The following is an 11,038-nucleotide window of genomic DNA, read 5'->3' as shown; positions in this document are numbered from 1 at the left end:
AGGACAGATAATGAGTAATTTAGTTAATTTAGTTGTAATTTCGACACCAATCCGTAAATTCCTCTGCTGTGTGCATTAGGCTGCACAACATTGGCGACTGTATCGGCACGCAACAAAAAAAGACACTGGGAATATCTCCGTCAGTGTCTTTTTCATCGTTGAAACCAGAGGGTTTCTATTTAAAATTTACAGCAGCTTAATCAGCTCTTCCAGCTCGCCAACTAATCTTTGTGCAAGCTCGAAATTATTATCTTTTAAAGCCAATTCTATTTTCATTTCAACAGATTTCTTGTTTTGTTCTTTTTCTAGATAGTCTTTATCGAAATGGCTGGCATAAATCATTTGTCTAAATTTGCGCATGCTCATCTTTCTCATCGTCTTATCGTCAATGATCAGAACATAATCCATGCCATTTACAACCGAGTAGAAATCATGGGAAATCATGAGAATGGCGCCTTTATAGTCTTCAATCGCTTTCTCCAGCGCGATTTGCGAATAGATGTCTAAATGGCTTGTTGGTTCATCAAGGAGCAGCACATTTGCGTTTTTGGCGGAAACTTTCGCTAATTGAAGCATGTTTTTTTCTCCACCGGATAAAGACGCTATCTTCTGATTAACGATTTCTCCTTCAAAGCCATAGTTTGCAACATACGATCTAACCTCATCATACGTTTTAAACCCAGCATCGATGAATTCCTCTAGGATGGTATTCGAATCCTTTAGCACTTCGCCTTGATTCTGAGACAAATAACCCACTTTAACATCCGCGTTTATTTCAATGGAAGCCTGGTTATTCTTAAAGATATCCCGGAGTAAAGTCGTTTTCCCCGTACCGTTTGGACCAATAATGGCTACTTTGTCCGTAGAATTTATCTCGAAGCTAACATGGTCAAGAAGCAACTCATCAAAGCTAACGCTGTAATTATTGACCTTTACAACAACCGTGTCTTCCATTTCATTCTCAATTCCAAAATGAATATTCGGTTGCTTAATCTCAACAAATGGCGCTTTAATTCTGCGCGCTTCCAATCTTTCTTGGAACCTAACCCTAGCTTTTAACGCTCTGCCTCTAGATGCTTCTGAATTATAAGCTGCAATAGCTCTAAGATTATCGATGATCTTATCGTTTCGCTCCATTTCTTCAGCTTCGGCGATTGCGATTTCTTGTAACTCGATCTTAGTCTGAAGCAAGGAGAAGTTATACTCAATATACCGCCCGTCAAACTCTTGGATCTCCATGTTTTCAAGGTGGATGATTTTGTTGAAACAATGATTCAATAGATAACGATTGTGCGTAACAACTAACAGCATTCCCTTGTGGGAATTAATAAGATTTTTTAGAGCATTCAGGTTTTCGAAGTCCAGAAACACATCGGGCTCGTCCATAATCAGCAAGTCCGGACCGCTAAGCATTTCCTTCATTACTTGAATAAGCTTGAATTCTCCGCCGCTCAGGTCGGATACCCTAAGATCTTTTAGCTTCGTGAGGTTGGCTAGATTTAGCTTCTTATTAATGATGCTTTCAAAATCAGCCCCGCCGATTGCATCAAATGCGTCTAAAGCTAATTGATACTTTTCCAATAACGCATCCATGTCCGATGATGTTTCCATCTCCACGCAAATCGCTGTTATTTCATCTTGCAGCTTAATAAATTCTTCCCCTATATATTCAAAAACAGTTGTTTCTTTTGTTTTATCGAATTGCGGGAATTGACTTACATGCCGAATTTTGCAGGTCGGATCTATTTCTAACTTGCCTTCGAACAAATATCTTTCCGGATCCATCAAGATATCGATCAATGTACTTTTCCCACTGCCGCTTGTTCCTATAAAAGCGCAATGCTGCGCCTCTTCAAGCGTAAATGAAATGTTTTTATATAATTCTTTTTGTGGAAACGAGAAGGATAAATTATCGACTTTTATCATAAGTATGACCTTTCTTTGCAAACCATAGTTTTTGAGTTTACCGCTGTTAGGGTAACACTGTTTACAGCTAACTTCAATTCCATTTTATTCTACTCACTATGGGGCAGCGAATCAAATCCATGTCGAGATGTATCGCCTCATATGATGCGGGTATTCCTACCGGGGTGGCGCGGCCAACCTTTACGATATAAAAGCCTCCATTTTCATCATTCAATGAAAATGGAGGCTGGATTAATGTCCTCTGGTTGAGCATAATTAGTAAATCGTCGGTACTAGTCCTCCATCCATACGGATAGGCGAGCCTTTGAATGGCGTCGCATAAGGGCTGCAAACAAATGCCGCAAGTCTGCCGATCTCCATCGGCCTGATAAAACGCTGTAACTCGGAGTTCGGGAGATTAGTAGCCATGAACGTTTTTTCTTTTTCCTCAAAAGTCATGTTCTCATCCGAAAAGACGCTCTCGATGATTTGTTGAACATTCTCCGAGAGTGTTGGCCCGGGCATGATCGTATTGATAGTTACCTCCGTCCCCACTGTCAATTTAGACAGACTCTTCGACAAAGATAGAAGCATGGATTTCGTTACGGCATATTGCGGCATCTGCCCGGAAGGCATCACCGCTTCTTCGCTCGCAATAAAGATAATCCGACCGAAACCATTACTAAGCATATTGGGCATATAGAATTTGCACAGCCTGTTTGCGGCAAGTACGTTAGTCTGAAAGTATTGTTCCCACACGGCGTCGTCTACATCATCATAGGACATGATTTCATAAATTCCTGTGTTGTTGACCAGAATATCAACCTGTGGAAACTTTTCAAACAAGGCTTCTCGCTCAGCTGCATTAACGATATTCGCTGCCGCATTTTGGGGAGAAGTATTCGGGTACGCGGCCTTGATTTCGTTAACTACGCATTCTGCCTCTTTATGATTTCGTCCATTTACAAGTACATTAACGCCTTCTTTAGCTAACTCTAAGGCAATGGCTTTACCGATTCCCTTTGTTGATCCTGTTACCAACGCCGTTTTATTATTCAATCCCATATCCATGATTCAATTCTCCATTTTCCTAATAAGTTAATAAGATTTCAGTCTATCTTCTGCGTGATCATGTGCCACCACATGTTCGCTTCGCCATTTGGCAGGCGTATCGCCTTCCCAAGCGCGAAATGCGCGATAGAATGAGTTCTGGTCTTCATATCCAACTAAGAATGCCACTTCCTTGATATCGAGCGATAAGTCCGCCAAATACATACAAGCCTGTTCATGCTTTGCTTGCGTGAGCAGATGGTTAAAACTTGTGCTCTCATCGGTTAACCGGCGTTGCAACGTGCGCTCGCTCATACCCAATTCATTGGCTACCGTCTGTACATCGGGACGTCCGCCGCTGAAGTTGCGCTTCAGAATCCATTTGACCGTATCCGAAATGGAAGGATTGCCTTGTTGTTCATGGAGCGTACGGTCCAAGGCAGGAGTGAGAATCTCTAGAAGTTCCTTATTGTAGGTAATAAAAGGACAGTCCAGGTCTTTCAAATGCAACGTCAATCGATTGCGATCGGCATTCGTACGGATGCCGCAACCGAAATAAGCTTCAAGGGCTTGTACATCTCCCATTGGCTGGGAAAACTCCACGGCGCTTGCCGTCAAATGCCGACCTGTGCCACGTCGTCCCAATTCAAGCAGGAATGCCAGCGTAATGCCAACCAGCAATGGCGGACAAAATTGATTGGCATCGAGCAATTCCAATTCGATCATGCATTCCTCGTCTGATTCAAGCATCCTCAAGCTTTCGGGGGGACAGAACTGTTTATATCGGACCATCCGCTGCAAAGCATCTCGGTAATCACGAGCGTGATAGGTCGCCATTATAGGTGGTGGGTATTTCGTTACATCATAAATGGTTGCAAGTTTGATCATCCCTTGGGCAATATCGCCTGCCAAGTCGGAATACGCCTGCCAGATTGCGTAATATTGAGCGGTGTTAACGGTCTGCTCAAAAATAACAGTGAGTGGCAAGCCGGCTTTGCGGGCTACATCATGGGGGGCTATTCCTAATTGATGTAATCCTTCCCAGAAACCCTGCGGCATTTTGATACGGTCAAATGAATGAGTCGTCATTTTGGAGCACCTCCTTCTGCTAACTAACACATTCGGATGAGAAGCATCATTCCCTTGACTTACGGATTTAATGATAACCTTAACGATTAGATATGTAACTAGCAGAGGGTGTCAATAAACATGCAACTTACGCCATCATCCAATAACACTTGTTGAAATAAACAGTGTCCCATTCATACTAACTAGCGTCTCCACTACTCCGAAAGCCTACACCGTTCCTGTCTGTAAGGGCAAATTAAAGGACCATCCCCCTAAAGGATGGCCCTTGCGTTGTTTCGATTTGCTCGTGCTCGTTTAATCTCCCTAGCGAGATGGTACTGATTAGTTTAATCCCCCGTAAACGGTACGGACGAACAGCTCGTCATAGCCAAAATCCGCAGCCAGTCTTGTTTTGCCGGGCTGTCCAACAGTGCCGAGCACAAAGAGAGGGAAGCGCCGCATGGATCATCAGAAATGCCCCGGTCAAATTCGTATCTAATTGATTATGCCAATCGTTCATCAGCAGGGGCGTTTGCTAAAACAAGAAACCATTCAGTAGCACTAATTCAATAACAAAAGAATCAACACGATTCCGTTCCCTGCAGCTGTTGCAAATGGACCTATCGTTTTAAACGTATCTTTTATTTTTATGCCAATAAATCCATCCAAAACTTGTACGCAAATCATTGCAATCGTGACGGTCAATAAATAGGAATACGTCTCATAAAAAAGCGGAATAACGCTTGCCAATACTAGAGAGAAACTCCTCGACATTGCGTACATCGAATTCGCAAAAGCGTCGGTGCTTTGTTTTTTAGCCTTTAAAAAAGCATTAATCGAGAAGCCGAAACTTACAGCAGCACTTATCAAGGTAACCGCTGCACATAAATAAAAGTATGCCACTTACTAACCCTCCCTATGAAATGCAAATAAAGAAAACAGGAATTATATTTAGTTTAACTAAATATAAAATCAAAGTGAATCTTGATTGTCCTGTTATTCACGCGCTATATTCTGATGGATTTTTTTCATCCAGACGAGCAACAACGAAATTTCTTCCGGTGACAACCCTTGTCTGATAACTTGTTCGAGTTCTGTTATCATATCCATGCATACCTTGCATTGACTCTTGCCTTTGTCCGTTAGGAAAACTCTATTCGTTCTTGCATCTTGCGAATCCGACTTACGGAAAATCCAATTACCTGCAACAAGAGCATTTAACAAATTGGTAAGTGATGCTGGACGAATTTTGAGTCTTTCGTGCAGATCCTTCTGAGTCACCCCATCACCATGAACCCATAATAGCTCCAACACATTAACTTGAGCGGAGGTTAGTCCGTATACCTCCAGTTTCTGTTCATATAGATGAGAGAAATCCTTATAGATCTGCTTGACCCAATACCCGACATTGTTGCCAAATGGATGGCTCATTTATTTAGCCTCCCTAAATTAATATAGCTTATTTTTTTCTCATGTGTCAATTCCATATCACACAGCAATATTATTTCGCCATCACTTATGGTACGGTTCACCTTAATATATCTAAACACAAACTGCGATTTGACCACAAGATATACACCTCAATATAAACAAAAGCCCACTTCTTTAACAGAAGAAATGGGCTTTTAAACAGAACTTTCCTAACGCACCAACTTTTCAACCAATTCTTCGGCTACTCGTGTAACAAGAACTGGTTTTAGTCCCTTTGAAAAAGTCCCCAAAAACTTAAATATCGGAACTAACTTAGACAAACCATCATTACGATCTTCACCATAGACCAGTGTAGGTTCAACAACTTCTAACCTAATTCGACTATTTTTTAGTTGCTTTATAATATCCGATTTTATTAAAGTAAATGATTTAGGACCTAGAACGCCTCCAATGAACCCCATTGCCCTAACCTGTTTTTCTTCTGCAATTCTTTTCATTATATTCGCCGGCAATCTATTTACTTTTTCCAAAGCGGCGGTATCCTTTTCAGGACGTCCAACAAGATCAACAATATAATCAAACTTTTCTGGCATCACGGCAACGACAGAATCGTAGTTAGTTACATCTGCAGTTACATTCCGAATACGTGAATCCTTAAGTTTATTATTCCCAGATCGCGACACTACTACAAATTCTACTTGACGATCTTTTGCTAGCCACAACTTGGTCACGGCTCTCCCTATATAGCCGTTCCCTCCCAATAATACAACTGTTGTCATAACAATCTCCCCTTCCAATTATTGTGATTATGCTTACTCATGTCCCTTGAATTACAACTCAATTACATGAGGTAAAATTTCGGGATCGTGATTTGCTAAAGCTTCTATGCAATTCGACTTTAAACTCATGTTTTTGACCCACTTCAATGACTCAAACGCATGTTTCTTGTTAACCACAATTCCAGGGAGAATCATCTCCTCCCAGGATTCCTTTGAATATCCGGTATCATTAGCCAACAGCACGAATTTCCCGTTATTCTGCACAATGGTAGAAACCATACCATGGGAATGACCGGGCGTATGGACGAACACAATCGACTCATCATTGAATAAATCAAATGATTTGCGCATTGGGCCATATTCCGAATCAGTCATCGAAAACGGCTTTATCTCTATTCCTTCCCACATGTGCTGCTTATAGCGGAGTTTATTTTTCACTGTTGCCTGCCACTCCATATCGCTGGTCATCATGTTCTTTGCTTCATTCAACAACTTGATACCACTGGCATGATCGGCATCCATATGGCTTATCACGACGTAATCCAAATCCTTCGCCTTTATCCCCATCTTCAGCAACTGCTCATGAACGGCTTGACCTTCTGGAAGAAAAGCTTTGCTGATCCTATAGGAAATTTTACCCAAATACTTAGCCTGATCACCTCGTACATCCGTATGCCAGCCAGTATCCACTAAAACAAGTCCTTTCGGATGTTCGATAAGATATGCGGATACAGGGATTACAATCTGATGTTTTGAAGAACGAAATAAACCAGTAAACGCAAGCGGATTTAACGTTTTTTGCTTAAATGGTACTGCTATATCTACTTGAACTTGTCCACAATGCAACACATGAACTTTAATTGTAGATGTCATTCATTTTACTCTCCTTCATCTGACGCGATCCCCTGCTGATATTCATGTATAAAGTCAGTAATATTGTCGAAAAGCTGCTTAAGCTTGAAAATATCACTATTCACAATATCCAAATAGTAATAATTCATCGTACCTACTCTAGTCATACCAATTAATTGGGCATCTTTTAATACCTTCAGGTGATGGGATACTGCCGGACGAGACAAGTTGGTTCTTAATTTCAGTTCCCCAACTCGAATACCTTCCTCACATTCGCTCTCGCCTTCGATAAGAGCCATTATGATATGTTGACGCGTTTCATCACCAATGGCGGTAAGGGCGTCCTTACACTCTCTAAATTCTTTAGCAATATTCTTTAGACGCTCCTTTCGTTCTAGCATTGTTTATCACCTCTGATTAATGGATTGATTTATTGGACCAATAATAACAAAATAAAATACTAAATAGTCATTGGGAAAGTAAATCGAGACTAACAAGTATCTCCATGTAGTAATGTACACTTCACAAAAAACGATTTAACTATTCTGTACAATGCAGGAAACCATCCAACTAAAAGAAGCGTCAAAGACATGGTCTTTGACGCTTCTTTTAGTTATGAGTTTACGTTTATTTATGATACGGTTCCCCGCGGTTAATCTTAACCGCGCGGTAGATCTGCTCGATCAGCACCAGCCGCATCAACTGGTGCGGCAGCGTCATGCGCCCGAAGCTGAGCTTCTGCTGGGCGCGCTGCAGTACCGCGGGAGCAAGCCCCGTACTCCCGCCAATCACAAAAGCCACGTGGCTCTTGCCATACGTGGCAAGCTTATCGAGCTGGCCCGCGAGATCCTCGCTGGACCAGAGCTCGCCTCCAATCGCGAGCGTCACCACATGGGCGTCCGGCTTCAGCTGAGCCAGAAGCCGTTCCCCCTCGCGCTCGCGCACTTGCGCTTCCTCCGCCGGACTCATCGTCTCCGGCGCCTTCTCATCGGGCACTTCCGTGAGCGTAAGCTTCACGTAAGGCCCGAGCCGCTTGGCATATTCCGCAATGCCTTGCACCAAATATTTTTCCTTAAGCTTGCCAACCGTGGCAATCTGTATATGCACTTTCGTTCATTCCTTTATGTCTGATTATGGTCGATTAATTCTTGGCGCGGGATAAGCGATGAAGCTCCCTCACTTGCTCCGCCAGCTCCGGGTCAGGACCATCCACGACGGTGTCCGCAATAACTTCCTCAATGCGGAGCGCCCGGACGCGCGACGGAGGAACGCCAAAATCGCCTAGCCACTCCACCAGTTGCGCCGACGAACTTGCGTAGACGATTCGGCCAAGGCCCGCCCAGCCGTGCGCCGCCGCGCACATCGGGCAATGTTCGCCAGAGGTGTAGACCGTCGCGCGGGCACGCTGCTCCTCCGTCAGATGGTTCGCCGCCCAACGGGCAATGGCAAACTCGGGATGCTGCGTATGATCGCCGCCGCTCACATGGTTATAGTCTTCCATTAACACGGCGCCGTTATCAGCAACTAGTACGGAGCCAAACGGTTCGTCCCCCTCTTCCAGAGCGGTTCGCGCCAGTTCCACGCAACGTTTCAAATAGTTCCGATCCCTATCGTTTATCATCTATGATCCCTCCCGTATGTATTCACGATTCCATTTCAATGGCCTACTTCGCTCCTGCTGCCAGAAGAACTTTCTCGATTTCTTTGAACCCTTTCGTACGGGCATGCCGTAGCGGAGAAACGCCGTCGCCGTCGGCCAGATTAACATCAGCGCCATGCTCAATAAGCAATTGCACCGTTTCAACCTGCCGTTTGTTCCCGTTATTCAAAATAATCGCCTCTAGTAATGCCGTCCAGCCGAGATTATTGACATGATTCACGTCGATATCCGTCTGCTCAAGCAGCTCACGGACGACTTCCACATAACCGTGCTCGGAAGCCGGAATGATCGCTACGCCTCCGTACCGGTTCGTAATTCTCGTATTCGCGCCGGCCTTGATGGTCAGCCGCAAAATATCCAAGTAGCCTTCCGCTCCCGCGTACAGGAACGGCGTATTCCGCATGTTATCGAGAATATTCACGTCTGCTCCCGCTTCAACCAGCACTTTAGCCGTTTGAAAATCCTTATTATAGGTTGCAATCATAGCCGGCGTACGCCCTCTTGCATCCTGCACGTTCAGATTCGCGCCATCTCCAATTAATTGCCGTATTCTATCCACGTTACCGCTCTCTGCCGCTTGCAGCAGCTGTTCGTTAATAGCATCCATTTGTTCAACACGCTCCTCTTCCTGATTGTGATTGTCCTGCAACGAGCCACTTTCGGATAAAGTGCCCCTAACCGGGCTACGATCAACTCCGTATCTCTGTCCATATAGTGTAACGCCTCACGAGAGGAGAGTAAAATGATTCCAAACAACCGGTTCTATATAAAAAAAGCGCCCCGCTCTTAGCGGCAGCGCCATTCCCTTCCTTCTTACATCCCAAGCGCCAGCTTGTCAGCGCCAAGCATCGCTTCCCCGATAATTTCTGACAACGTAGGATGAGGATGAATCATCCGCCCTACCTGCATGGACGTTGCCTCCAGCAGCTGGGCAAGCGCCGCCTCGCCAATAAAATCCGTCACATGCGGCCCAATCATATGTACGCCAAGCACAGCCCCGTTCGCCGCATCCGCGACCACTTTGACGAAGCCGTCCGATTCCCCGAATACAAGCGCCTTGCCGATCGCTTTAAAAGAAAACTTCCCCACCTTGACCTCGCGCCCGCTGTCCACCGCCGCTTGTTCGGTAAGCCCAACGCTCGCCAGCTCCGGACGGCTATACACGCATTTCGGCACGGAAGCCGGGTCCGGCGCATGGGTCTCGAGTCCGCAAATCGCCTCCACGGCCGCCACTCCTTCATGACTCGCTACATGGGCAAGCTGCAAGCCGCCGATGACATCACCAATCGCGTACACATGCGGGTCCGCCGTGCGCATGGAAGCAGGGTCCACTGCAATAACGCCCCGCTCAACCTTCGCGGCCGTCCGTTCAAGCCCGAATCCTTCAACGTTAGCGGCACGTCCTACCGACACCAGCATCCGCTCTGCCGCAAGCCGATCCACCTTGCCGCCGCGTTCAATCTCCAGCGTTACGCCCGCTTCACCGGCTGCAACGCTCTCTGCAAGAAGCTTCGCACCCGTCAGAACCTTGATCTTGCGTTTCGCGAATAGTCTGCTCAGTTCGCGCGAAATATCCGCATCCTCCGTAGGGACAATGCGTTCGGCTGCTTCAACGATAGTCACTTGAGCACCAAAGTCGCTTAGCATGGACGCCCATTCAACGCCAATTACGCCGCCGCCAACAATCACAATCGAAGCCGGCACGTCCGTCATTGCGAGTGCTTCATCGCTGCTCATGACGCGTTCATGCGAAGGCAAGCCGGCAATGCGCCGCGGCCGGGAGCCCGTTGCGACAATAAGGTCCCGATAACCTATTCGAATGGCTTCTTCACCTGTGTCTCCCGCTATATCGACGCCATCATTCCCCTGAATTGTTCCACGTGTAACGTTTATAACCCCATTGCAACCTGCCTCAGCCGCCTCCCGGCCTGTCCCGTCTACAATATGACCCGTGCCGGAATAGACGTCGATGGCGTTCTTTTTCATTAAGAACTGTACACCCTTTTCAAGCTGCTCAACAATGCTGTCCTTCCGGCTTTGCACGCCGCCGAAGTCAAGCGACAACCCTTCCGCGCGGATCCCAAAGCTACCGCTTCGCTTCATTGTCTCGAACAGCTCCGCGCTGCGCAGCAGCGTTTTGCTCGGAATACATCCCTTATGCAGGCAGGTGCCGCCCAGCTTCTCTTTCTCGACAAGCGCCGTACGTTTGCCAAGCTGAGCCGCCCGAATGGCGGCAATATATCCGCCGGGGCCTCCGCCCAGAATAACGATATCGTAAAGCTCCATCCGTATC

General features: G+C 45.8%; 12 protein-coding genes. All 12 read right to left on the bottom strand.

All coding sequences use genetic code 11. The features are described 5' to 3' along the window. Positions 1–186: 186 nt before the first annotated feature. Entirely contained in the window at positions 187–1,926 is a 1,740-nt protein-coding gene (locus tag QQK89_RS20405) for an ABC-F family ATP-binding cassette domain-containing protein (RefSeq protein WP_284240513.1), read from the bottom strand. 255 nt (positions 1,927–2,181) lie between these two features. Continuing rightward, entirely contained in the window at positions 2,182–2,976 is a 795-nt protein-coding gene (locus tag QQK89_RS20400) for an SDR family NAD(P)-dependent oxidoreductase (RefSeq protein ID WP_284240512.1), read from the bottom strand. A gap of 27 nt (positions 2,977–3,003) precedes the next feature. Beyond that, positions 3,004–4,044, bottom strand: a complete 1,041-nt coding sequence (locus QQK89_RS20395; RefSeq protein ID WP_284240511.1) for an AraC family transcriptional regulator — start codon at positions 4,042–4,044, stop codon at positions 3,004–3,006. Between the two features lie 540 nt (positions 4,045–4,584). Continuing rightward, positions 4,585–4,926, bottom strand: coding sequence for a hypothetical protein (locus QQK89_RS20390; RefSeq protein ID WP_284240510.1), 342 nt, complete (start codon positions 4,924–4,926; stop codon positions 4,585–4,587). Positions 4,927–5,019: 93 nt separating this feature from the next. Beyond that, positions 5,020–5,454: a MarR family winged helix-turn-helix transcriptional regulator gene (locus QQK89_RS20385; RefSeq protein WP_284240509.1), complete on the bottom strand. Its 435-nt coding sequence runs from the start codon at positions 5,452–5,454 to the stop codon at positions 5,020–5,022. Between the two features lie 209 nt (positions 5,455–5,663). Continuing rightward, positions 5,664–6,233: an NAD-dependent epimerase/dehydratase family protein gene (locus QQK89_RS20380; RefSeq protein ID WP_284240508.1), complete on the bottom strand. Its 570-nt coding sequence runs from the start codon at positions 6,231–6,233 to the stop codon at positions 5,664–5,666. Positions 6,234–6,284: 51 nt separating this feature from the next. Continuing rightward, on the bottom strand, positions 6,285–7,106 hold the full coding sequence (locus tag QQK89_RS20375) for an N-acyl homoserine lactonase family protein (RefSeq protein WP_284240507.1): 822 nt from the start codon (positions 7,104–7,106) through the stop codon (positions 6,285–6,287). Between the two features lie 5 nt (positions 7,107–7,111). Beyond that, on the bottom strand, positions 7,112–7,486 hold the full coding sequence (locus QQK89_RS20370; RefSeq protein WP_284240506.1) for an ArsR/SmtB family transcription factor: 375 nt from the start codon (positions 7,484–7,486) through the stop codon (positions 7,112–7,114). Between the two features lie 226 nt (positions 7,487–7,712). Further along, positions 7,713–8,192: a 23S rRNA (pseudouridine(1915)-N(3))-methyltransferase RlmH gene (gene rlmH, locus QQK89_RS20365; RefSeq protein WP_284240505.1), complete on the bottom strand. Its 480-nt coding sequence runs from the start codon at positions 8,190–8,192 to the stop codon at positions 7,713–7,715. Positions 8,193–8,226: 34 nt separating this feature from the next. Then, the gene (locus QQK89_RS20360) at positions 8,227–8,706 is read right to left on the bottom strand and encodes a nucleoside deaminase (protein WP_284240504.1); all 480 of its coding nucleotides are present in this window, start codon (positions 8,704–8,706) and stop codon (positions 8,227–8,229) included. Between the two features lie 43 nt (positions 8,707–8,749). Continuing rightward, on the bottom strand, positions 8,750–9,394 hold the full coding sequence (locus QQK89_RS20355) for an ankyrin repeat domain-containing protein (protein WP_434481731.1): 645 nt from the start codon (positions 9,392–9,394) through the stop codon (positions 8,750–8,752). Between the two features lie 164 nt (positions 9,395–9,558). Continuing rightward, positions 9,559–11,031: a dihydrolipoyl dehydrogenase gene (lpdA, locus tag QQK89_RS20350; RefSeq protein WP_284240502.1), complete on the bottom strand. Its 1,473-nt coding sequence runs from the start codon at positions 11,029–11,031 to the stop codon at positions 9,559–9,561. Between the last annotated feature and the right edge of the window lie 7 nt (positions 11,032–11,038).

This window comes from Paenibacillus glycanilyticus, assembly GCF_030161375.1.
Lineage (GTDB): Bacteria > Bacillota > Bacilli > Paenibacillales > Paenibacillaceae > Pristimantibacillus > Pristimantibacillus glycanilyticus_B.
Note: the sequence above shows the minus strand (reverse complement) of the source record. Positions and strands in the feature narration are given on the sequence as shown.

Excerpts from the sequence above, each read along its gene's own strand:
- QQK89_RS20405 (WP_284240513.1), bottom strand. The coding sequence starts at position 1,926 with ATGATAAAAGTCGATAATTTATCCTTCTCGTTTCCACAAAAAGAATTA.
- QQK89_RS20400 (WP_284240512.1), bottom strand. The coding sequence starts at position 2,976 with ATGGATATGGGATTGAATAATAAAACGGCGTTGGTAACAGGATCAACA.
- QQK89_RS20395 (WP_284240511.1), bottom strand. The coding sequence starts at position 4,044 with ATGACGACTCATTCATTTGACCGTATCAAAATGCCGCAGGGTTTCTGG.
- QQK89_RS20385 (WP_284240509.1), bottom strand. The coding sequence starts at position 5,454 with ATGAGCCATCCATTTGGCAACAATGTCGGGTATTGGGTCAAGCAGATC.
- QQK89_RS20380 (WP_284240508.1), bottom strand. The coding sequence starts at position 6,233 with ATGACAACAGTTGTATTATTGGGAGGGAACGGCTATATAGGGAGAGCC.
- QQK89_RS20375 (WP_284240507.1), bottom strand. The coding sequence starts at position 7,106 with ATGACATCTACAATTAAAGTTCATGTGTTGCATTGTGGACAAGTTCAA.
- QQK89_RS20370 (WP_284240506.1), bottom strand. The coding sequence starts at position 7,486 with ATGCTAGAACGAAAGGAGCGTCTAAAGAATATTGCTAAAGAATTTAGA.
- QQK89_RS20360 (WP_284240504.1), bottom strand. The coding sequence starts at position 8,706 with ATGATAAACGATAGGGATCGGAACTATTTGAAACGTTGCGTGGAACTG.
- lpdA (WP_284240502.1), bottom strand. The coding sequence starts at position 11,031 with ATGGAGCTTTACGATATCGTTATTCTGGGCGGAGGCCCCGGCGGATAT.